The following is a 24,441-nucleotide window of genomic DNA, read 5'->3' as shown; positions in this document are numbered from 1 at the left end:
CGAGACCCTGCAAGCGTCGCTGCGGGTCGTCGCTGCAACAAGGATCAGACAGGGCGGCCCAAAGTATCTGCGCGCGCCTGCGCGGCAGCAAAGTCCAGGTCGCCGCTGTAGATGGCGCGGCCGCAGATCACGCCCTCCACGCCCTCGTCTTCCACCGCACACAGCTGCTCGATGTCGGCCATGTTCGAGAGGCCGCCCGAGGCGATCACGGGGATGCTCAAAGCCTGGGCCAGTTTCACCGTGGCGTCGATGTTGATGCCCGACAGCATGCCGTCACGACCGATGTCGGTGTAGATGATGGATTCGACACCCCAGTCCTCGAACTTCTTGGCCAGGTCCACCACTTCATGGCCGGTGAGCTTGCTCCAGCCGTCGGTGGCCACTTTGCCATCCTTGGCGTCGAGCCCCACGATGATGTGGCCGCCAAAGGCGCTGCAGGCGTCTTTGAGAAAGCCAGGGTTCTTCACCGCCGCCGTGCCGATGATCACGTAGCGCAGGCCGCCGTCGATGTATTTTTCGATGGTGTCCAGGTCGCGAATGCCACCGCCCAGCTGCACGGGGATGTCGTCACCCACCTCTTTCAGGATGGACTTGATGGCGCTGTAGTTCTTGGGCACGCCCGCAAACGCACCGTTCAGGTCCACCAGATGCAGGCGGCGTGCGCCGGCATCCAGCCACTTGCGCGCCATGGCGGCCGGGTCTTCACCGAAGGTGGTGGATTGGTCCATATCGCCTTGCTTGAGGCGTACGCAGTGGCCGTCTTTGAGGTCGATGGCGGGGATGAGCAGCATGGTGGTGAAGTTCGGGGGGATGAAAAGGGCGAGACGCAACTCGGCCCGAACGGGTGGCGGTTAAGGGATCAGGGATTCCAGTGCAGAAAATTGCGGTACAGGGCCAGCCCGTGCTCCGCGCTTTTCTCCGGGTGGAACTGGGTGGCAAAAATATTATCGCGTGCCACGGCGGCAGCGAACAAACCGCCGTAGTCCGTTTGCCCTGCGCAATGGTCGGGATTTTTCGGCACCGCGTAGAAACTGTGCACGAAGTAGAAGTAGCTGCTGTCCGGCACGCCAGCCCACACCGGGTGCACGCCACCGCCGTGGTGGGCGTGGGGCATCTGCCGCACCTGGTTCCAACCCATCTGGGGCACCTTGAAGCGGCTGCCGTCAGGCTGGGTGCGGCCTGCCAGGTCGAACTTGAGCACGTCGCCAGGGATGAGGCCCAGGCCCGGCGTATCCCCCTCGGCGCTATGGTCCAGCAGCATCTGCATGCCCACGCACACGCCGAACATTGGCTTGGAGGCAGCGGCTTCGAGCACCGATTCCTGGAGGCCGGATTCGCGCAGTTCGCGCATGCAGTCGGGCATGGCGCCCTGCCCTGGCAGCACGATGCGCTGGGCGGCGCGCACGTCTTCGGGGCGCTGAGTGACGACCACGGTCCAGCCCGAGCCCTCGGCAGCGGCCTGCACGGCCTGCGACACCGAGCGCAGGTTGCCCATGCCGTAGTCCACGACCGCTACTGTTTTTGCTTCCATATTCATAGCTGCTAGCGCTTATCCATCAAGCGATAGAGCCTGATTTAACCCAAAATTTCACAACGAGCCCTTGGTGGAGGGGATGACACCGGCCGAGCGCGGGTCGCGTTCCAGCGCCGCGCGCAGCGTGCGCCCGAACGCCTTGAAGATGGTCTCGCACTGGTGGTGGGCGTTGACGCCCTTGAGGTTGTCGATGTGCAGCGTCACGCCCGCGTGGTTCACAAAGCCCTGGAAGAACTCGAACACCAGTTGCGTGTCGAGCTGGCCGATGCTGCCGGCCGTGAACTTCACGTCCATGTGCAGCCCGGGGCGGCCCGAAAAATCGACCACCACGCGCGACAGCGCTTCATCCAGCGGCACGTAGGCGTGGCCGTAGCGGCGGATGCCTTTCTTGTCGCCCACGGCGCGTGCAAAGGCCTGGCCCAGGGTGATGCCCACGTCTTCCACCGTGTGGTGGCCGTCGATGTGCAGGTCGCCTTCACAGTCGATGTCGAGGTCGATCAGCCCATGGCGGGCGATCTGGTCAAGCATGTGGTCGAAGAAGCCGATGCCGGTGTGCAGCTTGGCTTGGCCGGTGCCGTCAAGGTTGATGCGCGCAGTGATGCGCGTCTCGGCGGTGTTGCGGCTGACCTCGGCGATGCGGTCGGCCATCGGGTCGGCCGATGGGGCGGAGGGTACGAGTGCGGAGGAAGTCATAGGGAGGCTTGGAGTGCGGCCAGCATCTGCGCGTTGTCTTCGGCATTGCCTACCGTCAGGCGCAGGCAGTTGGCCAGCAATGGGTGCATTGTAGAAACGTTCTTGACGAGCACCTTGCGGTTTTTCATGCCCTCGTAGGCCTTGGCGGAATCCGCCACGCGGATCAGCACCATGTTGGCCTCGCTATCCCAGCACTTTTCGACTCCCGGCATCTGGCGCAACGCGGCGATGAGCGTGGTGCGTTCGACACGGATCTCGGCGGCCTGGGCGGCGAACACCTCGGCATGCTCCAGCGCAAACAGGGCGGCTTCGCAGTTGAGCACGCTCACGTTGTAGGGCGGGCGCACCTTGTCGATCTCGCTCACGAACGCCGAGGGTCCGATGAGGTAGCCCAGGCGCACGCCCGCGAGGCCAAACTTGCTGAGCGTGCGCATGAGCAGCACGTGCGCATTGCGCGCAGGCTCTGCGCGCATGCGGTCGATCCAGGTGCGGCTGGCAAAGGGCTGGTAGGCCTCGTCCATGACCACGATGCCGCCCTGTGCGCCTGCGGCGTCGATGATGCGTTGCACGGTGCCCTCGTCCCACAGCGTGGCCGTGGGGTTGTTGGGGTAGGCGATGTAGGTGATGGCGGGGCGGTGCTGGGCGATGGCAGCCAGCATGGCAGGCTCGTCCAGCTCGAAGTCGGGCGTGAGCGGCACGCCGACAAAGTCCAGGCCCTGCAGCTGCGCCGACAAGGGGTACATCACAAAGCCGGGCATGGGCGCCAGCATGGTGGCGCGCTGTCCCGTGCCTGGCTGTGCGCAGGCCAGCGCCAGCAGGGTGATGAGTTCGTCCGACCCGTTTCCCAACACGATGCCATAGCCCTCGGGCATGCCCGCGTACTGCGCCAGGGCCGCCTTCAGGTCGGCAATGCGGTCGCCGGGGTAGCGGTTGAGTGCCACCGAACCCAGGCGCTGGCCCAGCGCGGCCTGCAAATGCGCGGGCAGGCGGAAGGGGTTCTCCATCGCGTCCATCTTGAGCATGCCGGTGGACGGCTGCACGACATAGGAATGCATCGCGCGCACATCTGGGCGGATGCGGGCCAGGGCCTGGAGGGGGGACGACGCGGGAGTAGTCATTCGGTGGTGTCCAGTTCGTTGGGGGTGACAAGGAAAGGGTTGATGGGGCGCACGGCGTCCATCGGCTGATCGTGCGGCAGTGCCTCGGTCAGCAGGTAGCGGCAGCCTTGCTGGTGGGCGGACGAGAGGATGAGCGCATCCCAATAGCCCAGGCGATAACGGTCCTGCAGGTCCCAGGCGCCGTCCACGGTGTAGGAGTCCAGGTGCGGCGGCAGCCACACGCGCAGGCGGCGCACCTGGGCGCGCACCTGCTGCAGCACGTGGGGGCCATCAAAACGCTGGATGGCCTGGTTGTACAGCTCGTTGAGCACCTGCGAGCTGATGCGGCCGCTGCGCGTCTGCCAGCAAAAGCTGATCCATTCACGCGCCCGCACCTGGCGCCCGGTATCGCGGTCGTCCACGCTGGCGAGCAGGATTTCGGTATCGACAAAGATGGGGGCGGTGGCCATGCGTTCTGCCCCGTTCAGCGCAGAAACAGGGTTTCGCGCGGCACATAGGGCCCGCTGGACGCGCCCCAGCTCTCAAACCCCAGCGCCTCGCGCATGGCCTGGGCGTAGGCGTCTTCCTGGCGCATCTTTTCGGCCAGCCATTCACCGAGCAGGCGGGACACGCTGCTGCCGCGCTTGGCGGCTTCCACGCGCACCCATTCGGCAACGGTGTCGTCCATGGTCACGGTGATGTTTTTCATGGGTTAAATGGTACACGAACTTCGTGTTGCACGAAGTTCGTGTAATCGCGCTAAAGCAGGACCATTTCTACTCTCAAGGTTCACTTTGTATGCGCTTACCCTTTGCGGCCCGCAGTTGGTGGCGCACCATCCCACAGCTTGGACAGCGCAAACAGCGGCTTGAGCTGACGGTTCTTCTTCAATCGTCGGCCACGCGCCATCCAAGCACCCTTGATGACCCCAAACGCGTGCGAAAGAGCATGTTGGGTCTCTTAAATACTAAGCGCAGCCAACGACACGTCGTAGGCCTGACGCAGAATGCTGCGTTGAATCCTGAAAGTCGCGAAATGACTCCATCAACACATGAATGTTTGGAAGCACTTGGAAGGTCGAATGTTGATCCCAAAGTGGTTAGCCTGCTAGATCGGCTTGATCTTGCACACCAGAAAATCAAACTCAAAAGGGGTGACTTTGATACTGCCCTTGACGCACCAGAGCATGGAATAGACGTTGTTTTTTCCGATCCTCAATCGTATGTTCTGACGCATAACTCACCAGAGGGGTCGTTGATCTTGAGTTGCGTCTTTTTTTTCAGCGAAGGACGAGAAAATCACTGCCAGTATCCGTTAGATCTCCCCGCCGGGCTTACGTTTAGCGCTTCTCGGGATGAGGTTCGCAAGCTGTTTGGTACACCGGAGTTCTCGAGCCCCATTCTTCCTGTGGATAGATGGACATGGAATGGTCTGAAGCTTGCGGTGACCTTTGTCGAGTCGCAATCGTCCATTGCGCGTGTAAGTTGCAGTTTGCCAAAGGGCTGGTAAGTGACGGCGTCTGGCACTGTTGCGATTACAGGCGTACACGAAGGTGCGCATGACCAGCACTACGACTGGTTGCTGATTTGTCCGTAGCTTAGAAATAGGCTGTGTCAACAGCTGCCTGCTTCAATGACCAGTCGCAGGCATCTGGCGGAGATCGGTTTTACCCATCTCTGAGCCCTACTTGGCAAAAATCGTCGCCCACCAAAGTGTCAGAGACAACAAAAAGCAGCGACGCCGTCCAGCAGAGGGGCATGGACGCAATAAGGCGTGCTCATTTCAACCGCATCTCTGCGGCTTGCGCGTGGGCCTGCAGGCCCTCACCGTAGGCCAGCTCCGCTGCAATGGCACCCAGCACCTGGGCACCGGCCTCGCTCACCTCGATGATGCTGCTGCGTTTCTGGAAGTCGTACACGCCCAGGGGCGACGAGAAGCGCGCCGTGCCGCTGGTGGGCAGCACGTGGTTGGGGCCTGCGCAGTAGTCGCCCAGGCTTTCCGAGGTGTAGGCGCCCAGAAAGATGGCACCGGCGTGGCGCAGCAACGGTTCCCAGCGGTGCGGGTCGGTGCTGCTGACCTCCAGGTGTTCTGGTGCGATGCGGTTGCTGATCGCGCAGGCTTCTTCCATGTCCTTGGTGAGGATCAGCGCGCCCCGGCCGGTGAGGCTCTTGGCGATGATCTCGGCGCGCGGCATGGTGGGCAGCAGGCGGTCGATCTCGCGCTGCACGGCGTCGAGGTAGGCGGCGTCGGGGCACAGCAGGATGCTCTGGGCCAGCTCGTCGTGTTCGGCCTGGCTGAAGAGGTCCATGGCCACCCAGTCGGGCGGCGTGCTGCCGTCGGCCAGCACCAGGATTTCGCTCGGGCCCGCGATCATGTCGATGCCCACGGTGCCAAACACGCGCTTCTTGGCGCTGGCCACATAGGCGTTGCCGGGGCCGGTGATCTTGTCCACCTTGGGCACGGTGGCCGTGCCGTAGGCCAGCGCGGCCACGGCCTGGGCGCCGCCGATGGTGAAGGCGCGGGTCACACCGGCCACGTAGGCGGCTGCCAGCACCAGCTCGTTGCGCTCGCCCTTCGTCGAGGTACCCTCGCCCGTTCCGCCGGTTGCCACGCTGCCGCGCACAGGCGTGGGCACGACCATGATGATTTCCTGCACACCCGCCACATGGGCAGGGATGGCGTTCATCAGCAGGCTCGACGGGTAGGCGGCCTTGCCGCCGGGCACGTAGATGCCCACACGGTCCAGCGGGGTAACCTTCTGGCCCAGCAGTGTGCCGTCTTCGTCGCGGTAGCTCCAGCTCTCGCCCGAGGCCTTTTTCTGCGCCTCGTGGTAGCTGCGCACGCGCTTGGCGGCGGCCTGCAGCGCGTCGCGCTGGGCCTGCGGGATGGCGTCGAACGCGGCCTTGAAGTCGGCCTGGGTCAGCTCCAGCGCGGCCATGTTGGGGGCGCTGAGGCCGTCGAAGCGGGCGGTGTATTCCAGCACCGCCGCATCGCCGCGCTTTTGCACATCGGACAGGATGTCGGCCACGCGCTGCTCGATGGCCGCGTCGGTGTCGGCAGACCAATGCAGGCGGGCTGCAAAATCAGCCTCAAAAGTGGCCGCAGCGGTGGACAGACGGGCGGGAGCAGCTACCAAAGTCATAGTGTCAGTCGTTGGGTGAAGGTCAGTTCTTTTCGGCCGGTATGGCCGAGGCAAACGCATCAATGATGCGGCGCAGTGGCGCCTGCTTGAGCTTGAGCGCGGCCTGGTTCACGACCAGGTAGGAGCTGATGTCCATGATGCGCTCGACCTCCACGAGGTGGTTGGCCTTGAGCGTGTTGCCGGTGGAGACCAGATCGACGATAGCGTCGGCCAGGCCGATGAGCGGGGCCAGCTCCATGCTGCCGTAGAGCTTGACCATGTCCACGTGCACGCCCTTGGTGGCAAAGAAGTCGCGCGCGATGGATGTGTACTTGGTGGCGACCTTCAGGCGCGAGCCCTGTTTGACCGCGCGCTCGTAGTCGAAGTCGTTGCGCACGGCAACGCTCACGCGGCACTTGGCGATGCGCAAGTCCAGCGGCTGGTACAGGCCCTGGCCGCCGTGCTCGATGAGGGTGTCCTTGCCGGTCACGCCGAGGTCGGCGCCGCCGTATTCCACGTAAGTGGGCACATCAGTGGCACGCACCAGCACCACGCGCACGTTGGGCTGGTTGGTGGGCAGGATGAGCTTGCGCGACTTTTCAGGGTCTTCGAGCACCTCGATGCCTGCAGCGGCCAGCAACGGCAGGGTTTCGTCAAAGATGCGGCCCTTGGAAAGCGCGAGGGTGATCATCGTCATGTTTTCAATCTTTCAACGTCCGCGCCGATGCCGCGCAGTTTCGCTTCCATGCAGTCGTAGCCGCGGTCCAGGTGGTAGATGCGGTCCACCACGGTTTCGCCGTCGGCCACCAAACCCGCAATGACCAAGCTGGCCGAAGCACGCAGGTCGGTGGCCATCACGGTGGCGCCGGACAGGCGTGGCACGCCTTCAATGACCGCCACCTTGCCATCCACCTGGATTTTGGCGCCCAGGCGCACCAGCTCGTTGACATGCATGAAGCGGTTTTCAAAAATCGTCTCGGTCACCGTGGCCGTGCCCTGTGCGATGCAGTTAAGCGCCATGAACTGGGCCTGCATGTCGGTAGGAAAACCGGGGTATTCGGTGGTGCGAAAGCCCTGGGCCTTGAGCGTGGCGCCGCCAGCGCTTTGCACGCGGATGCCGCCATCCACCGCCTGCACGGTGGCACCCGCTTCGCGCAGCTTGTCAATCACCGCGTCGAGGTGGTCGGCGCGGCCGTGGCGCAGCGTCACATCGCCGCCCGTGGCGGCCACGGCGCACAGGAAGGTGCCCGCTTCGATGCGGTCAGCCACCACGCGGTGGGTGCAGCCGTGTAGCTTCTCGACGCCCTGGATGCGGATGCGGCTGGTGCCGTGGCCTTCGATCTTCGCGCCCATGGCGATCAGCATCTCGGCCAGGTCCGAAATCTCGGGCTCTTGCGCGGCGTTTTCGAGCACCGTCTCACCTTCGGCCAGCGCAGCGGCCATGAGGAAGTTCTCGGTGCCCGTCACCGTGACCATGTCGGTGGTGATGCGAGCGCCCTTCAGGCGCTTCCGGCCACCATTCGAAAGTGCAGGCAGCTTGGCGATGATGTAGCCGTGCTCGACCACGATGTCGGCGCCCATGGCGGCCAGGCCCTTGATGTGCTGGTCCACCGGCCGCGAACCGATGGCGCAACCGCCGGGCAGCGACACCGTGGCCTCGCCAAAGCGCGCCAGCAGCGGGCCCAGCGCCAGCACGGAGGCGCGCATGGTCTTGACCAGTTCGTACGGGGCCTCGGGCGTGCTCAGCGCGCTGGCGTCAATCCGCACCGTGCCGTCATCGGCCCGCTCGGCCGCCACGCCCATGTTGCGGATGAGCTTGAGCATGGTGCTCACGTCCTGCAGCTGGGGCACGTTGAGCAGGGTCACGGGCTCGGCCGTGAGCAGGGCGGCGCACAACTCCGGCAAGGCGGCGTTCTTGGCGCCAGACACCAGCACCTCGCCTTGCAAGCTGCGTCCGCCACGAATCAGGAGTTTGTCCATCTCTACCAACAAAAATATTAATGAAAATAGCCTCTAGCGCTTATCCATCAAGCGCTGTCAGCTATAAATATATGAGTATTCAGGCGCGGCGCGTCATTCCGCCTGGGCCGCCCACTCGGCGGGCGTGAAGGTCTTCATCGACAGTGCATGCACTTCGTCGGTGTGCATTTTGGCGCCCAGCGTGGCGTATACGCGCTGGTGGCGCTGAATGGCGCGCTTGCCTTCAAACTCGGCCGAGACGATGGTGGCGTACCAATGGCGGCCGTCGCCTTCCAGCGTGATGTGTTCGCAGGCCAGCCCGGCGGTGATGATGTGTTTGAGTTGGTCAGCGGTCATAGGAGCGTGCATGTCCTTTTACGTGCCCGCGAAAGCTGGGGAACGGCCCGGCAACGCGGCGCAGGACACACCGCAGTATGAATACTGCAAGTGACCTGCAACAAAGTGGCCGGGCCGTTCCCCAGCTTTCCCAGCGGGTTGCCCCTGTGGCCCCGCGCTCGCGGCGTTGCGCCGCTTGTCAATGCAACCAGCATTGACCACGCGGCGCGCCTTGCGATCACAGGGCCACAGGGGCAACGCGGGTACGTAAAAGGGCATGGCACGCTCTAGTTCCGAATTTTGTAGCCGGTGCGCAGCAGGTGCACGGCGAGAAAGCTCACGGCCATCCAGGCCACGCCCACGATAGTGAGGCTGAGCCAGGGCGATGTGTCGCTCTGGCCAAAGAAGCCATAGCGGAAGCCGTCGATCATGTAGAAAAACGGGTTGAGGTGGCTCACGGTCTGCCAGAACGGTGGCAGCGACTGGATGGAATAGAACACGCCCGACAGGAACGTCATGGGCACGACCACAAAGTTCTGAAAGGCCGCGAGTTGATCGAACTTGTCGGCCCACAGCCCGGCAATGAGCCCCAGCGTGGCCAGCAGGCCCGCCCCCAGCACCGCAAACACCAGTATCCACAGCGGCGCCGCGAACTCCGGCCGCGCAAAGGCCAACGTGACGATGAACACCCCGAGCCCCACCACCAGCCCGCGCACCATCGATGAGCCAACGTACGCCACAAACCAGGCCCAGTGCGACAGCGGCGTGAGCAGCACAAACACCAGGCTGCCCATGATCTTGCTCTGTATCAGACTGGACGAGCTATTGGCAAAGGCGTTCTGCAGCACGCTCATCATCACGAGGCCCGGCACCAGAAAGGCGGTGTAGCTAATGCGGTCGTAGACCTTGACGTGGTCTTCGAGCACATGGCCGAAGATCAGCAGGTACAGCACGGCCGTGAGCACGGGCGCGGCAACGGTCTGGAAGCTGACCTTCCAGAAACGCAGCACTTCTTTATAAAAAAGCGTCTGCCAGCCCGTCATCGTTGTGCCCCCACGCTCGGCACTGCCGTGTCCTCGCTGCCCCCCAAGGGGGCCGCGCCTTGCTTGGGGCGGCCCGGCGCGGCGGCGGACGCAACCTCTGACATCGGGATATTGGAGGCCGATGTACCCGACATGACTTGCAGGAACACGTCCTCCAGATCCGGCCTGCGAATCTCCATGTCGTGCACCTCGACCCCTGCCACACGCAGGGCAGCCAAGTGGCTTTCAATCTCGGCCGCGTCGTGCGCGGGCAGTTGCACGATGCGGCCGGTGACACGCGCCACCCCCGCCAGCGCGGGCGGCAAGGCGGCATCCGTCTTGAACTGCAGGATGCTGCCCGAGGCCGCCTGCAGCAATTCACTGGTGCGGTTCAGCGCCACCATGCGGCCCGACTTGAGCATGGCAATGCGGCCACACAGCGCCTCGGCTTCTTCCAGGTAGTGCGTGGTCAGCAGCACGGTGTGGCCTTCCTTGTTCAGGCGGGCCACAAAATGCCAGAGGGTCTGGCGCAGCTCCACGTCCACACCGGCCGTGGGCTCGTCGAGCACGATGATGGGCGGCTTGTGCACCAGCGCCTGCGCCACCAGCACGCGGCGCTTCATGCCACCCGAGAGCTGGCGCATGTTGGCGTTGGCCTTGTCGGTGAGGCCCAGGTTCTCCAGCAGCTCGTCGATCCAGGCGTCGTTGTTCTTCACGCCAAAGTAGCCCGACTGGATGCGCAGCGACTCCCGCACATTGAAGAAGGGGTCGAACACCAGCTCTTGCGGCACCACGCCGAGCTTGCGGCGCGCATCTGCATACTGCGTCTGGACATCACTGCCCTGCACCAGCACGCGGCCGCTGGTGGCGCGCGCCAGGCCCGCAAGAATGCTGATCAGGGTGGTTTTACCGGCGCCGTTGGGGCCCAGGAGCCCGAAGAATTCGCCCTCCTGGATGTCCAGGCTGACGTCGTTGAGAGCTTGAAAGGGGCCTTTGGGCGTGGAAAAGGTCTTGGAGATGGCTTGGAAGGAGACTGCGGGCATGAAGGCAGGGATTTTAAGGCCTGGCCCTGATCCACGCTGACAACCCGGCGGTAAGGGCGCCTTGGTCCGCGGGGTCAGGACGCGGGCGCAAGCAGGGTGCCTACGCCATACAAGCCCGCCATGCCACGCAGCGCGGTGGGCAATCCCTGCACGGCGAAGGTCTTGCCCACGGACAAGGCCTCGCGGCGGCACTCGAGCAAAACCGCCAGTGCCGAGCTGTCAAACACCGTCATCGCACTGGCATCCACCACCACACCGGGTTCGCGGTGCACCCGCAGCCCCTGCAAAAGCATGTGCAGACAGGCCGTGGCCTGGCGGTGGGTGAGCTCGGGGGGAAGGACCAGCATGGCGAAGGCCTTATCAGCCCCTGACAGCGGCATTGGCCTTGTTGCGCGAAACCAGTGTCTCGATCAGCCCGTCGATGCCCTTGGCATTGATCTCCTGCGCAAACTGACTGCGGTAGGTTTCCACCAGCCACACGCCCAGCACGTTCAGGTTGTAGATCTTCCAGCCGGCGCCGTCGCCCGGGGTTTTCTCCAGCCGGTAGTCGAGCTGGATCGGGTCGCCACGTCCGACGATTTCGGTGCGCACGAGCACATCCTTGTCCTCCGGCGCAGCCCGCAGGGGCTTGAGCAGAATACGCTGGTCATTGACCTGGGCCAGGGCCCCGGCGTATGTGCGGACCAGCAATATCTTGAACTCCTCCTGAAGCCTTTGCTGCTGCTCGGGCGAAGCCTGGCGCCAGCCTGGCCCCACGGCGGCGGCTGTCATGCGGCGGAAGTTGACGTTGGGCATCACCGTCTTGTCCACCAGCGCTATGACCTTGTTCAGATCGCCACCCTGGATGGCCTTGTCGGACTTCACGGTGTTCAGCACATCGGTGGACAGGCGCTTGATCAGCGCATCCGGGGCCTCATCGGCCGCTGCGGCCAAGAGTGGCATGCCCAAGGACACCACAGCAGCGGCAAACAATACCTGTCGGGCGAGGGATCGTCGGTTCATCATGTTGTTTACTTTCTCATCCGATAGAGGGCGGCCAGCGCGGCAGCCCCTGAATTTCATTGTGGCGGGCAAGCCCCCGGTACTTGCGTCGGGGAGGTTGCGGGTTGCAAGCAAGTGCAACGCGCAGCCTGCCCGGGCAGTTGGCTGCACCAGCCACTCGACGGGCGCTACCGGGGGGGCTCTTCCGGAATGGAGCCATCGTTGCCGTTGATGTCCTCCGCTCGGCTGCCGTTGTGCGGATCGCCCGCCTGGCTGCGCACCTGCAGGAAGACATCACGGGTGAAACTGTATTTGTCCAGGGCGGCACTATCGAGCACGGAGCCCGCCCGCAAAAGGTTGGCACGGGTGTCCGTCAGGCGCAGCGCATAGAGCGAGTTGCGCGCGGAGACCGGGTCGACATAGCGCACCAAGTTGCCCCGCATGTCCACAGGCAGTGCGAAGGTGTCCCGCACCGTGGACGGCCCCAGGAGGGGCAACACCAGATAAGGCCCGGTACCCACGCCCCACCGGCCGAGCGTCAGGCCAAAGTCCTGCTTGTAACGGTCTATGCCCAGCTCGCTGGCCACATCGAGAACCCCGCCCAGCCCCATCACTGTATTGATGTTGACTCGCATAAACGTGGCCACCGAGGCTTCCGCACGAAGCTGCAGCACGTTGTTCACCAGCGACCAGACGTCCCCCAGGTTCGCAAAGAAATTGCGGACCCCGGTGCGCACCGGTGCCGGCGTGATTTCCTGGTAGGCGGTGGCCACCGGTTTGAGCACCATCGCATCGACCTGCTCGTTGAACGTGGTCATGCTGCGGTTGTAGGATTCCAGCGGATCGCGCGGATCAGGATGCGCCACGGTGGCACAGCCCGACAGCAGCGCTGCGGCCAGCAGCAGGCTGCCGCCCGCCGCGGCCCGCCAGAATCCGGTGCGGGCAGGCACGGCCCACTGTTCAGAGTTTTTCATTTTTTGTCACCTGCCCCTGCGGGCTTACCGCCGTCTTCGGCTTTGCTGTAGAGAAACTGCCCGATCAGGTTTTCGAGCACGACCGCCGACTGCGTGGCGGTCACCATGTCGCCGGCGGCCAGGTTCTGCTCGTCTGCCCCCGCTTCGATGCCGATGTACTGCTCGCCCAACAAACCACTGGTGAGAATTTTGAGGGAGCTGTCCTTGGGGAAAGCGTAGCGGCTTTCCATTGCCAGGGTCACCCGCGCCTGGAAGGTCTTGTCGTCAAACGTGATGGACTCCACACGGCCGACCACCACGCCGGCACTGCGCACGGCAGCCTGAGGTTTGAGGCCGCCGATATTGTCAAAGCGCGCGGTAATGCGATAGCCCGACTGAAAGTTCAGGCTCAGCAGATTGGCCGACTGCAGCGCCAGAAACACCAGCGCCACAGCCCCCAGCATCACGAACAGGCCCACCCAGAGATCGTTTTTGGAGCGTTGCATTGTTTGATTCCCCTTCGCAGCCAGCATCGCCAGCTCAGATACTGAACATCAGGGCCGTGAGGATGAAGTCGAGCCCCAGCACCGCCAGACTCGCCACCACCACCGTGCGCGTGGTGGCGCGCGATACGCCCTCGGGCGTGGGTTTGGCGGTGTAACCCTGCAAGAGCGCCACGAACGTTACGGCAACACCGAAGACCACGCTCTTGAGCACCCCATTGCCCACGTCTTTCCACACGTCCACCCCGCCCTGCGTCTGGCTCCAGAAAGCGCCAGGGTCGATGCCGATCATGAGGACGCCGACGCCCCACCCGCCAATCACGCCCACCGCACTGAAGACGGCCGCCAGCAGGGGCATGACAATCACCCCAGCCCAGAAACGCGGTGCCAGAACGCGCTGCACCGGGTCCACCGCCATCATTTCCATCGCGCTGAGCTGCTCGCCTGCACGCATCAGACCAATCTCGGCCGTCAGCGACGTGCCCGCACGCCCCGCAAACAGCAGGGCGGTGACCACAGGCCCGAGCTCGCGCACCAGCGACAACGTGACCAGCAGCCCCAGCGCTTCGGACGAGCCATAGCGCTGCAGCGTGTAGTACCCCTGCAACCCCAGCACCAACCCGACGAACAGACCGGATACCGCAATGATGGCGAGCGAGTAGTTGCCCAGAAAATGCACCTGGTCGCGCACCAGCGATGGCCGCACAAACGTGGCCCCGGCCAGCCGCACCAGCCGCACAAACAGGCGGGTTGCCATGCCAATGTCGGCAAGCTTGGCACGCACCGCAAACCCCACGTCGGACGGGTTGTACCAGCTCACGGTGCACGCCCTCCCACGGGTCCGAAGTCCTGCGCGGCATCGGGGCCTGGGTAATGAAATGGCACCGGTCCCGTGGGCAAGGCGTTCACAAACTGGTGAACCAGGGGGTCTGTGCTGGCACGCACCTCATCGGGCGTGCCCTGGGCCGCCACCACGCCCGGCCCGAGGATGATCACATGGTCTGCGAGCCGCAAGGTCTCTTCGAGGTCGTGCGAGACCACGATGCTGGTGAGGCCCATGGCGTCGTTCAGCTGGCGGATCAGCTGCGCCGCCGTCCCCAGAGAGATGGGGTCGAGCCCTGCAAAAGGCTCGTCATACATGACCAGCTCCGGGTCCAGTGCAATGGCGCGTGCCAGGGCTACCCGCCGGGCCATCCCCCCCGAAATCTCGCTGGGCATGAGGTCACGCGCGCCCCGCAGGCCCACGGCGTGCAGCTTCATGAGGACTACATCGCGGATCAGTGCCTCGGACAGGTCCGTGTGCTCGCGCAACGGAAAGGCCACATTCTCGAAAACACTCAGATCGGTAAACAACGCGCCAAACTGGAACAGCATCCCCATGCGGCGGCGGACGGCATACAAGCCAGCCGCGTCGAGGCGACCCACGTCCTGCCCATCAAACAGGACTTCACCGCCCGAAGCCCGCTGCTGCCCCCCCAAGAGGCGCAGCACCGTGGTCTTGCCACCACCGGAGGCACCCATCAATGCCGTGACCTTGCCACGCGGCACGGTCAGCGAGACGTCGCGCAGGATGGCACGGTCTCCATAGGAGAACGTGACATTGCGCAGCTCGGCAAGGATGGAGGGATCGGACATGCAGAAACGATTCAGGGTTCGGGGGCGAAGTCGGTGCGCAGAGGATCTTGCGGCCACAGAAAAGCCGCGATGGTAGCTGAAGTTTCAAACATACATACATTCATGCATGTTTGCATTTTGAAAAATCACCTCACGAGATGCACGACACAAAGACGCCATGCAATTCCCGATTGACAGAGCCATCAATTGTGCCAACAAAGGTACTCGGCCGTTGGAGCTGAGGCCATGCGCCCGGACTGGCGGCACCGCGCCGGCTCTGGAAGGTGGAAGCCTCTCCTGGGCTGGCACCAATGCCCATGAAAAAACGGCGCCGCAGCGCCGTTAGATGTGGCATGTGCCGAAGACCTGTCAGCGTGGCAGGTCGGAGAACCCCATGAGGAACTCATCTACAGCACGTGCTGCCTGACGGCCCTCGCGGATGGCCCAGACCACCAGGCTCTGCCCACGGCGGATATCGCCGGCCGCAAACACCTTGGGCACATTGGTGGCATAGCCGCCGTCGAAGTCGGTGGTGGCGCGGGCATTGCCCCGGGCGTCTTTCTCAACACCAAAAGCCTCCAGCACCGGGGCCACCGGGCTCACAAAACCCATGGCCAGCAGCACCAGATCGGCCTGGTAGTGTTTCTCGGTGCCAGGCACTTCCACCAGCTTGCCGTCCTTGAACTCGACCTGCACCGTGGTCAGGCTCTTGACCTTGCCCTTTTCGCCCGTGAACTCCTTGGTGGAGATCGCGAACTCGCGCACACAGCCTTCTTCGTGGCTGGAGCTGGTGCGCAGCTTGAGCGGCCAGTAGGGCCAGGTCAGGGGCCGGTTTTCCACCTCGGGGGGCTGGGGCATCACCTCGAACTGGGTGACGCTGGCTGCGCCATGGCGGTTGCTGGTGCCCACGCAGTCGCTGCCGGTGTCGCCGCCACCGATCACGATGACGTGCTTGCCCGTGGCCATGATCTGGCCCTTGAGCTTGTCACCCGCATTGACCTTGTTTTGCTGGGGCAGGAACTCCATGGCGAAGTGAATGCCATCGAGCTCGCGGCCAGGCACGGGCAGGTCGCGCGACTGCTCGGCGCCGCCGGTCAGCAGCACGGCGTCAAACTCTTTGTTCAGTTGCTCGGGCGTGACGGTTTCCTTGGCCCAGTTGGTGACCTTGGAGTCCTTGCCCAGGCCGTCCTTGGCAGCGCCCACGAACACGCCGGTGCGAAACACCACGCCTTCGGCTTCCATCTGCTTGACGCGGCGGTCGATGTGCGACTTTTCCATCTTGAAGTCAGGAATGCCGTAGCGCAGCAGGCCGCCCACGCGGTCGTTCTTTTCAAACAGCGTGACGCTGTGGCCTGCGCGGGCCAGTTGCTGGGCAGCGGCCAGGCCTGCGGGGCCCGAGCCGACCACGGCCACCTTCTTGCCCGTTTGGTGCTTGGCGGGACGGGGCTTGACCCAGCCCTCTTCCCAGGCGCGGTCGATGATCGCGTGCTCGATGGACTTGATGCCCACGGCGTCGTCGTTCACGTTCAGCACGCAGGCCGCCTCGCAAGGCGCGGGGCAGATGCGGCCGGTGAACTCGGGGAAGTTGTTGGTGCTGTGCAGCACCTCGATCGCGCTCTTCCAGTCCGCGTGGTACACGAGGTCGTTGAAGTCCGGGATGATGTTGTTCACCGGGCAGCCGTTGTTGCAGAACGGCGTGCCGCAATCCATGCAGCGCGCGCCTTGCACCTTGGCCTGGCTCTCGTCGAGGCCGATGACAAATTCCTTGTAATGCTTCAGGCGCTCGGGCACGGGCTTGTAGCCCTCTTCGATGCGCTCGTATTCCATGAAGCCGGTAGTTTTTCCCATGACGATGTCCTTGTCTATGAATGCTGTGCGAAGGGGGATGGCGTCGCCTTACTTGGCGGGAGCCACTTCTTTTTTGGTAGCAGCTACCGCTGGTGTAGCGGACTCCTCCAGCACTTTTCGTTCATAAATTTCAGCCAACGCACGCTTGTACTCGGTCGGGAAGACCTTGACGAACTTGCTGCGTGATGCTGCCCAGTTGTCCAGCAACTCGCGCGCGCGCTTGCTGCCTGTCCAGCGGTTGTGGTCTTCCAGCAGCTTCTTGAGCTGCGCTTCATCGGTCTGGCCGTTGTGCCAGATGGCGCGGGGCACCGTGGCTTCCTGCTCCGTAGAAGAAAGGATGCGCTCCAGCGTCACCATGGACATGTTGCAGCGGGTGTCGAACTGGCCGTCTTCGTCGTACACATAGGCCACGCCGCCGCTCATGCCCGCCGCAAAGTTGCGGCCGGTCTTGCCGATCACCACCACGGTACCGCCAGTCATGTATTCGCAGCCATGGTCGCCCGTGCCTTCAACGACCGCCGTGGCACCCGACAGGCGAACGGCAAAGCGCTCACCTGCCACGCCGCTGAAGAAGGCCTCGCCCGTCGTCGCGCCATACATCACCGTGTTGCCCACGATGGTGTTGCGCACGGCGTCGCCGCGGAAGTCAATGCTGGGGCGCACGATGACGCGGCCACCCGACAGGCCCTTGCCCGTGTAGTCGTTGGCGTCGCCAATCAAGTACAGCGTGATGCCGCGTGTGAGGAACGCGCCGAACGACTGACCGCCCGTGCCTTCCAGCTGGATGCGGATGGTGTCGTCCGGCAGGCCCTCGGGATGCACCCGGGTCACCGCGCCCGACAGCATGGCGCCGACCGAGCGGTTCACGTTGCGCGCCACCTCGATGAACTGCACGCGCTCGCCCTTTTCAATGGCGGGCTTGCTGCGCTCGATGAGCTTGCGGTCCAGCGTGTGCTCGATGTTGTGGTCCTGCACATCCACATGGAAGCGCGGCACATCGGCGGGTACGTTGGGCTGGGCAAACAGACGGCTGAAGTCCAGGCCGCGGGCCTTCCAGTGTTCCAGGCCCTGGCGCGTGTCGAGCAGGTCGGTGCGGCCAATCAAGTCGTCGAACTTCTTGATGCCCAGCTGGGCCATGATCTGGCGCACTTCTTCGGCGATGAAGAAAAAGTAGTTCACCACGTGTTCGGGCTTGCCGGAGAACTTCTTGCGCAGCTCGGGGTCTTGCGTGGCCACGCCCACCGGGCAGGTGTTCAGGTGGCACTTGCGCATCATGATGCAGCCCTCGACCACCAGCGGCGCGGTGGCAAAGCCGAACTCGTCGGCGCCCAGCAGCGCGCCGATGGCGACGTCTCGGCCGGTCTTCATCTGGCCGTCGGCCTGCACGCGGATGCGGCCGCGCAGGCGGTTCAGCACCAGGGTCTGCTGGGTTTCGGCCAGGCCGATTTCCCAAGGACCGCCCGCGTGCTTGATGGACGACCAGGGCGATGCGCCCGTGCCGCCGTCATGCCCGGCGATCACCACATGGTCGCTCTTGCACTTGGCCACGCCGGCTGCAATGGTGCCCACGCCCACTTCGGACACCAGCTTGACGCTGATGCCGGCGTGCGGTGCCACGTTCTTCAGGTCGTGGATCAGCTGGGCCAGGTCTTCGATCGAATAGATGTCATGGTGCGGTGGGGGCGAAATCAGACCCACGCCGGGCACGCTGTGGCGCAGCTTTCCGATGTAGTTGGACACCTTGCCGCCGGGCAGCTGGCCGCCTTCGCCGGGCTTGGCGCCCTGGGCCATCTTGATCTGGATCTGGTCGGCCGACGACAGGTATTCGGCCGTGACACCGAAGCGGCCCGAGGCCACCTGCTTGATGCGCGAGCGCAGCGAGTCACCATCTTGCAGCGGCAGGTCGACTTCGACGTTCTCGGTGCCGATCACGCTCTTCAAGGTGTCGCCCTTCTTGATCGGGATTCCCTTGAGTTCGTTGCGGTAGCGGGCGGCGTCTTCGCCGCCTTCGCCGGTGTTGCTCTTGCCGCCAATGCGGTTCATGGCCACGGCCAGCGTGGCATGCGCCTCGGTGGAGATGGAACCCAACGACATGGCGCCCGTGGCAAAGCGCTTGACGATTTCCTTGGCAGGTTCGACCTCATCAATCGAGATCGCCTTGGACGGATCGATCTTGAACTCGAACAGGCCGCGCAGCGTCATGTGGCGCTTGCTCTGGTCGTTGATGATCTGTGCGTATTCCTTGTACGTGTTCCAGTTGTTGGCGCGCGTGCTGTGCTGCAGCTTGGCAATCGCGTCAGGTGTCCACATGTGGTCTTCACCACGGGCGCGCCAGGCGTACTCGCCACCGGCGTCCAGCATGGTTTCGAGCACGGGGTCGTCGCCAAACGCGGCCTTGTGCATGCGGATGGCTTCTTCGGCGATCTCGAACACGCCGATGCCTTCCACACGGCTGGCGGTGCCGGTAAAGTACTTGCCCACGGTTTCCGTGTTCAGGCCGATGGCCTCGAACAGCTGGGCGCCGCAGTAGCTCATGTAGGTGCTCACGCCCATCTTGGACATGATCTTCGACAGGCCCTTTCCGATGGCCTTGACGTAGTTGTAGATCGCCTTGTCGGCCGACAGGTCACCGCCCAGGTCCTTGTGCATGTCGGCCAGGGTTTCCATGGCCAGGAAGGGATGCACGGCCTCGGCGCCGTAACCGGCCAGCACGGCGAAGTGGTGCACTTCGCGGGCAGTACCTGTCTCAACCACCAAACCGGCCGTGGTGCGCAGACCCGCAACCACCAGATGCTGGTGGATGGCAGACAGTGCCAGCAGCGCGGGGATGGCCACTTGTGTCGCGCTCACGGCGCGGTCGCTGATGATCAGGATGTTGGCGCCGCCCTTGATCGCGTCCACGGCCTGCGCGCACAGCGACGCCAGCTTGGCTTCCACGCCTTCACGGCCCCAGCTCAGCGGGTAGGTGATGTCGATGGTGGCGCTCTTGAACTTGCCGTTGGTGTGGCGTTCGATGTCGCGCAGCTTGGCCATGCCGGCAAAGTCGAGCACGGGCTGGCTCACTTCGAGCCGCATCGGCGGGTTGACCTGGTTGATGTCCAGCAGGTTGGGCTTGGGGCCGATGAAGCTGTTGAGCGACATCACGATGGCCTCGCGGATCGGGTCGATCGGCGGGTTGGTCACCTGGGCGAACAGCTGCTTGAAGTAGTTGTACAGCGGCTTGTTCTTGCCCGAGAGCACGGCCAGCGGACTGTCGTTGCCCATGGAGCCAATGCCTTCTTCGCCATTCTTGGCCATGGGGGCCATCAGGAACTTGATGTCTTCCTGGGTGTAGCCGAAGGCCTGCTGGCGATCCAGCAGCGGCAGGTCAGCCGTTTGTGGCGCGACTGCCTCGGCACCGGCTTCGATGCTGTCGAGCTTGATGCGCAGGTTCTCGATCCACTGCTTGTAGGGCTTGGTGTTGACGACGTTCGCTTTCAGCTCATCGTCGTCGATCATGCGGCCCTGTTCCAGGTCGATTAGAAACATCTTGCCGGGCTGCAGACGCCACTTGCGCACAATCTTGTTCTCGGGCACGGGCAGCACGCCCGATTCGGAACCCATGATCACCAGGTCGTCGTCGGTGATGCAGTAGCGCGAAGGACGCAGGCCGTTGCGGTCCAGCGTGGCGCCGATCTGGCGGCCATCGGTGAACACGATGGAAGCTGGGCCATCCCAGGGCTCCAGCATGGCAGCGTGGTATTCATAGAAGGCGCGGCGGCGCTCGTCCATGGTGGTGTGCTGCTCCCAGGGTTCCGGGATCATCATCATCACGGCCTGGCTGATGGGATAGCCGGCCATGGTCAACAGTTCGAGGCAGTTGTCGAACGTGGCGGTGTCGGATTGGTCGGCAAAGCTGATGGGGTAGAGCTTTTGCAGGTCGGCGGCCAGCACGGGCGAGGCCATTACGCCTTCGCGCGCCTTCATCCAGTTGTAGTTGCCCTTGACGGTGTTGATTTCACCGTTGTGCGCCACATAGCGGTAGGGGTGGGCCAGCGGCCACTCGGGGAAGGTGTTGGTGGAGAAACGCTGGTGCACCAGACCGATGGCCGAGACGCAGCGCTCGTCGGACAGGTCTTTGTAGTACACGCCCACCTGGTCGGCCAGCAGCAGGCCCTTGTAGACCACGGTGCGGCTGGACATGGACGGAACGTAGTATTCCTTGCTGTGCTTGAGCTTGAGCGCCTGGATGTTGGCGCTGGCCGTCTTGCGGATCACGTACAGCTTGCGCTCCAGCGCATCCTGCACGATCACGTCGTTGCCACGGCCAATAAACACCTGGCGCAGGATGGGCTCCTTCTTGCGCACGGTGGGGGACATGGGCATGTCCACGTTCACCGGCACATCGCGCCAGCCCAGCAGTACCTGGCCTTCGGCCTTGATGGCGCGCTCCATCTCCTGCTCGCAGGCCAGGCGGGAGGCATGCTCCTTGGGCAAGAAGATCATGCCGACGCCATATTCGCCCGCCGCCGGAAGGGTCACGCCCTGCTTGGCCATCTCTTCGCGGTACAGCGCGTCAGGGATCTGGATCAGGATGCCGGCGCCGTCGCCCATCAGCGGGTCGGCACCCACCGCACCACGGTGGTCGATGTTCTCCAGGATCTTCAGGGCCTGCGTCACGATGTCGTGGCGCTTGATGCCCTTGATATGGGCCACAAACCCGAGGCCGCAGGCGTCGTGTTCGTTACCCGATGAATACAAACCGTGTTGTTGCAGATGCTGGATCTCGGCAGCCGTGGTCATGGCGCACTCCTATATTTTTCGCAGGGAGTCGGAGATTAGTGCATTGCAACATGCCTTGGCAAGCAAATTAATTGGGGTCAGGTCCAATATCGTAAGGTCCATTTTGCGTATTGCATATATTTGGGGACATATCAAATTTGATAGCATTACCCGCAACAGCGGCATTCATCTGACGTCGGTTTAGTTGGTTTTCAGTGGGGGCCTACCCGCCTGGCTGCGGTTAATGCGTCGCGGTGTGTGTTGTTGCAGGGCTTGCAAAAACCCTGGCTCGCCCAGAGCCCAGCCACTCAGAGCGGAGGTGGTGAGATCCGCCTGGTCCTGCGAGCCGATGCCCGCCTGTACCAAAGCGGCGTATGCCGCCTCGCGAGCAAAGGGTGTGTTGCCCAGCGCCCAATAAAGGGCATGCGGTGTGAGCAACCGCTCATGGCGCAGCCCCAGCCAGTGGGCGTGGCTTGACCACGGATAGTCAGAGGCTTGCACCACGTGCCCCGCCCGAACCGGATTGAGATCAAGATAAGCCATGCATGCCAGCAAGTACCGTTCTGGCTGCAGCACCGTGGAGCGGTAGCGCCCTTCCCACAACGTGCCCGTACGGCCATGGCGCCGGTTGAAATACTGCACATATCGGCGTCCTACGGACTGCATGAACTGCGGCAAGGCAGTACCACTAGCGGGTGTTACCAGCAGATGGAAATGGTTGTCCATCAGCACATAGGCATGAACCGCCACGCCATATTTCTGCGCGTTTTCTGCCAACAACGAAAGCATCATTTCAAAGTCTTCGCTATCTACAAAGATGCGCTGGCGGTTGTTTCCGCGCTGGATGACGTGGTGAAGATGACCGGGCAGGTTCAGGCGCGGGAGACGGGCCATTGGCAGTGAGTCTTTTTGGTTTATGGTGGAGAGATCTGTGCCAGATTATTGATGGCTGCGGTCGATCCACTTGTCAACAGAGTTTGGCGGCACAATTTGCCTTCGCACACAAAGACATCCGCACAGTCCATACAACCCCACAGAGGACTCATATGAACATTTCCCCATACCTCCTCATCGGAGCACTTGCCATCGCTGCAACCCTGACCGCCTGCGGTGGCGGGGGCCCAGACGGTTATTACAACCAGATGACCCGGGATTCGCACCGTGCTGCGGCACGCGACGCAGATACTGCTGCCCGCGTCAAGGCTGCCATCATGGCGGATGTGCGAATCAGTGGGCGCGCCAACATTACGGTCAACGTCGTAGACGGCGTTGCAGAACTGCGCGGCGACGCCAACAATCCGCAAGAACGGCTGCTGGCCAACGACATTGCACGTCGAACCTACGGAGTCCGCCAGGTGATCAACAACATGCTGTCGAACTGAAGCTCACCACCAGGCCGGCTCCAGAAGCGTCTTAAACAGGAGCGGCGGCGCGGGCGAAGCGGTGTGCCAGCGCCTCTTGCAGACCAAACTCGGCCAGGATGGCCTGCAATCGACTGGCAGCGCTGCGCTTGTTCTGGCCGGTGTAGCGGGCAATGATGAGCTCGTTCTTCATGCTGTGCTCCCACCCTACCAACTCAGTCACCGTGACCTGGTAGCCGTTGGCCTCCAGATAGAGACAGCGCAACACATTGGTGACCTGACTGCCCAGTTCACGGGTGTGCAGCGGGTGGCGCCACAATTCGGCCAACGGCGTGCGTGACAACTGCAACGCCTTTCCCTGCCGCAGGCAAGCCGCCATTTCCGCCTGACAACACGGCACCAGCACCATGGCCCGGGCCTTTTTCTCCAGCCCGAATGCGATGGCATCATCGGTGGCTGTGTCGCAGGCATGCAGTGCTGTCACAACATCGATTTGACCGGGGAGTTCTGCGACTTCGGCGGATTCCGCCACAGAAACATTCAGGAACGACATACGCTCGAACCCCAGTTTTTGCGCCAGCATCCTGGATTTTTCCACCAGATTCGCGCGCGTCTCCACTCCGTAAATGTGCCCGCGTCCCAATGCCTTGAAATACAGGTCGTACAAAATGAAGCCGAGATACGACTTGCCGGCCCCATGGTCCGCCAGCGTGGGATGGTGGTTTGTGACGGCAAGCTCGGCAAGCAGCGGCTCTATGAAGTTGAACAGGTGGTATACCTGCTTGAGCTTGCGGCGCGAGTCCTGGTTCAGCCGCCCTTCGCGGGTGAGGATGTGCAACTCCTTGAGCAGCTCGACCGACTGCCCAGGCCGCAGTTCAGAAAGTTCTTCGTGGCCCCCGCGAGCAGGGACTTTTTTTGGATGCGCTGCTTGCAAATGTGAAAGAACCTGCCCGGAGTCGGTGCGCTTTGCCATCACCGCACCTCTTTTCTCTCGGCCCGGGCTTCGAGCCCGGATGGACCGGACTGCGCCCCCACCTGCAGGTCGCTCCAGCCCTGCACACCCAGAGCCTGCAGCGTCGCCACGTTCCGCTCGAAAATCAACTCAGCCTCGGGGAACACCTCTACTGCACGGTCAATGCTCTCCTCCCGCAGCAAATGCAACGTGGGGTAAGGGGAGCGGTTAGTGCAGTTGGTCACATCGTCCGGATGCGTACCAGCAAATTGGTACTTCGGATGAAAACTGGCAATCTGCAGCGTGCCGTCAAGGCCCAGCTCTTCCAGCAGCGCATCGGCCTCGGCCAAAAAATCATTGAAGTCCAGAAAATCATCGAGGCAGTTGGCCAGAATCAACAACGTGGTTTCCCGGGTTTCAACCGGCATTGCCACCAGTGCCAGCAGCTCTGCCCGCAGAAGGTCCCGCAGCTCCTTCACACACTCGGTGAAAGCAACTGCATAGTGGATCTGGTTCTTGACATGAACACCCTTGGCGAACGGACACAGGTTGAGGCCAATCACCGCCCGTTCCAACCAATGCACCGTGTCGCGAATGATCAAGTCGGCAGAATGTGGTGCAGGTGGCGAACCGTTCGAAGGAGAGCAATGAGTCATGGATGGG

General features: G+C 63.1%; 25 protein-coding genes. 2 read left to right on the top strand and 23 right to left on the bottom strand.

Annotated elements, in window-relative coordinates:
• Positions 1-44: 44 nt before the first annotated feature.
• From hisA to AAFF19_RS05760, 6 genes are all read right to left on the bottom strand, one after another.
• Positions 45-791: a 1-(5-phosphoribosyl)-5-[(5-phosphoribosylamino)methylideneamino]imidazole-4-carboxamide isomerase gene (gene hisA / locus AAFF19_RS05785; RefSeq protein WP_182118225.1), complete on the bottom strand. Its 747-nt coding sequence runs from the start codon at positions 789-791 to the stop codon at positions 45-47.
• 68 nt (positions 792-859) lie between these two features.
• Positions 860-1,537 (bottom strand): imidazole glycerol phosphate synthase subunit HisH, encoded by a 678-nt coding sequence (hisH, locus tag AAFF19_RS05780; protein WP_182118224.1) that lies wholly within the window; start codon positions 1,535-1,537, stop codon positions 860-862.
• A gap of 51 nt (positions 1,538-1,588) precedes the next feature.
• Positions 1,589-2,227, bottom strand: a complete 639-nt coding sequence (gene hisB, locus AAFF19_RS05775; RefSeq protein ID WP_182118223.1) for an imidazoleglycerol-phosphate dehydratase HisB — start codon at positions 2,225-2,227, stop codon at positions 1,589-1,591.
• Complete coding sequence (gene hisC / locus AAFF19_RS05770) at positions 2,224-3,345, bottom strand: histidinol-phosphate transaminase (protein WP_182118222.1); 1,122 nt, start codon at positions 3,343-3,345, stop codon at positions 2,224-2,226. The genes hisB and hisC overlap by 4 nt, the downstream gene beginning before the upstream one ends.
• Positions 3,342-3,794, bottom strand: a complete 453-nt coding sequence (locus tag AAFF19_RS05765; protein WP_182118221.1) for a PIN domain-containing protein — start codon at positions 3,792-3,794, stop codon at positions 3,342-3,344. Before AAFF19_RS05765 ends, hisC begins: the two co-directional genes overlap by 4 nt.
• Before the next feature lie 14 nt (positions 3,795-3,808).
• Positions 3,809-4,033, bottom strand: a complete 225-nt coding sequence (locus AAFF19_RS05760) for a hypothetical protein (RefSeq protein ID WP_015012682.1) — start codon at positions 4,031-4,033, stop codon at positions 3,809-3,811.
• A gap of 23 nt (positions 4,034-4,056) precedes the next feature.
• Between AAFF19_RS05760 and AAFF19_RS05755 the strand changes: the two genes are divergently transcribed.
• The gene (locus AAFF19_RS05755; protein ID WP_342721487.1) at positions 4,057-4,833 is read left to right on the top strand and encodes a hypothetical protein; all 777 of its coding nucleotides are present in this window, start codon (positions 4,057-4,059) and stop codon (positions 4,831-4,833) included.
• A gap of 268 nt (positions 4,834-5,101) precedes the next feature.
• Here the strand turns inward: AAFF19_RS05755 and hisD are convergent, their stop codons facing one another.
• The 15 genes from hisD to AAFF19_RS05680 form a co-directional block, all read right to left on the bottom strand.
• The gene (gene hisD, locus AAFF19_RS05750; protein WP_342721486.1) at positions 5,102-6,466 is read right to left on the bottom strand and encodes a histidinol dehydrogenase; all 1,365 of its coding nucleotides are present in this window, start codon (positions 6,464-6,466) and stop codon (positions 5,102-5,104) included.
• Between the two features lie 22 nt (positions 6,467-6,488).
• Entirely contained in the window at positions 6,489-7,142 is a 654-nt protein-coding gene (gene hisG, locus AAFF19_RS05745) for an ATP phosphoribosyltransferase (RefSeq protein ID WP_342721485.1), read from the bottom strand.
• A complete protein-coding gene (gene murA / locus AAFF19_RS05740) occupies positions 7,139-8,425 on the bottom strand; it encodes a UDP-N-acetylglucosamine 1-carboxyvinyltransferase (protein WP_342721484.1) in 1,287 nt (428 codons plus the stop codon). The genes hisG and murA overlap by 4 nt, the downstream gene beginning before the upstream one ends.
• A 93-nt stretch (positions 8,426-8,518) precedes the next feature.
• Positions 8,519-8,761: a BolA/IbaG family iron-sulfur metabolism protein gene (locus AAFF19_RS05735; RefSeq protein WP_342721483.1), complete on the bottom strand. Its 243-nt coding sequence runs from the start codon at positions 8,759-8,761 to the stop codon at positions 8,519-8,521.
• Between the two features lie 266 nt (positions 8,762-9,027).
• Positions 9,028-9,783, bottom strand: a complete 756-nt coding sequence (locus AAFF19_RS05730) for an ABC transporter permease (RefSeq protein WP_182118216.1) — start codon at positions 9,781-9,783, stop codon at positions 9,028-9,030.
• On the bottom strand, positions 9,780-10,805 hold the full coding sequence (locus AAFF19_RS05725; protein ID WP_342721482.1) for an ABC transporter ATP-binding protein: 1,026 nt from the start codon (positions 10,803-10,805) through the stop codon (positions 9,780-9,782). The genes AAFF19_RS05730 and AAFF19_RS05725 overlap by 4 nt, the downstream gene beginning before the upstream one ends.
• Positions 10,806-10,879: 74 nt before the next feature.
• A complete protein-coding gene (locus AAFF19_RS05720; RefSeq protein WP_182118214.1) occupies positions 10,880-11,152 on the bottom strand; it encodes an STAS domain-containing protein in 273 nt (90 codons plus the stop codon).
• 13 nt (positions 11,153-11,165) lie between these two features.
• Positions 11,166-11,810 carry an ABC transporter substrate-binding protein gene (locus AAFF19_RS05715; RefSeq protein ID WP_034694264.1) on the bottom strand — a complete coding sequence of 215 codons (645 nt, stop codon included), beginning with the start codon at positions 11,808-11,810 and terminating at the stop codon, positions 11,166-11,168.
• 164 nt (positions 11,811-11,974) lie between these two features.
• Positions 11,975-12,760, bottom strand: a complete 786-nt coding sequence (locus tag AAFF19_RS05710) for a VacJ family lipoprotein (RefSeq protein ID WP_182118213.1) — start codon at positions 12,758-12,760, stop codon at positions 11,975-11,977.
• Positions 12,757-13,245, bottom strand: a complete 489-nt coding sequence (gene mlaD / locus AAFF19_RS05705) for an outer membrane lipid asymmetry maintenance protein MlaD (protein ID WP_182118212.1) — start codon at positions 13,243-13,245, stop codon at positions 12,757-12,759. The genes AAFF19_RS05710 and mlaD overlap by 4 nt, the downstream gene beginning before the upstream one ends.
• A gap of 34 nt (positions 13,246-13,279) precedes the next feature.
• Entirely contained in the window at positions 13,280-14,062 is a 783-nt protein-coding gene (gene mlaE, locus AAFF19_RS05700) for a lipid asymmetry maintenance ABC transporter permease subunit MlaE (protein ID WP_008905201.1), read from the bottom strand.
• A complete protein-coding gene (locus tag AAFF19_RS05695; RefSeq protein ID WP_182118211.1) occupies positions 14,059-14,877 on the bottom strand; it encodes an ABC transporter ATP-binding protein in 819 nt (272 codons plus the stop codon). Before AAFF19_RS05695 ends, mlaE begins: the two co-directional genes overlap by 4 nt.
• 348 nt (positions 14,878-15,225) lie before the next feature.
• Positions 15,226-16,704, bottom strand: a complete 1,479-nt coding sequence (locus tag AAFF19_RS05690) for a glutamate synthase subunit beta (RefSeq protein ID WP_182118210.1) — start codon at positions 16,702-16,704, stop codon at positions 15,226-15,228.
• A gap of 48 nt (positions 16,705-16,752) precedes the next feature.
• A complete protein-coding gene (locus tag AAFF19_RS05685; RefSeq protein WP_182118209.1) occupies positions 16,753-21,486 on the bottom strand; it encodes a glutamate synthase-related protein in 4,734 nt (1,577 codons plus the stop codon).
• A 180-nt stretch (positions 21,487-21,666) separates the two neighbouring features.
• Positions 21,667-22,359 (bottom strand): transposase, encoded by a 693-nt coding sequence (locus AAFF19_RS05680; protein WP_342721480.1) that lies wholly within the window; start codon positions 22,357-22,359, stop codon positions 21,667-21,669.
• A gap of 152 nt (positions 22,360-22,511) precedes the next feature.
• On the opposite strand from AAFF19_RS05680, the gene AAFF19_RS05675 reads away from it, so the two are divergent.
• Positions 22,512-22,847: a BON domain-containing protein gene (locus AAFF19_RS05675; RefSeq protein ID WP_342721479.1), complete on the top strand. Its 336-nt coding sequence runs from the start codon at positions 22,512-22,514 to the stop codon at positions 22,845-22,847.
• Positions 22,848-22,878: 31 nt separating this feature from the next.
• Here the strand turns inward: AAFF19_RS05675 and AAFF19_RS05670 are convergent, their stop codons facing one another.
• On the bottom strand, positions 22,879-23,799 hold the full coding sequence (locus AAFF19_RS05670) for an SAM-dependent methyltransferase (protein WP_342721478.1): 921 nt from the start codon (positions 23,797-23,799) through the stop codon (positions 22,879-22,881).
• Positions 23,799-24,434 carry a DUF1415 domain-containing protein gene (locus tag AAFF19_RS05665; protein ID WP_050813847.1) on the bottom strand — a complete coding sequence of 212 codons (636 nt, stop codon included), beginning with the start codon at positions 24,432-24,434 and terminating at the stop codon, positions 23,799-23,801. Before AAFF19_RS05665 ends, AAFF19_RS05670 begins: the two co-directional genes overlap by 1 nt.
• Positions 24,435-24,441: the final 7 nt, after the last annotated feature.

It is taken from the genome of Acidovorax sp. FHTAMBA (assembly GCF_038958875.1).
In the GTDB taxonomy this organism is placed as follows: Bacteria; Pseudomonadota; Gammaproteobacteria; order Burkholderiales; family Burkholderiaceae_C; genus Acidovorax.
This window is presented reverse-complemented; position numbering and strand designations above follow the sequence as displayed.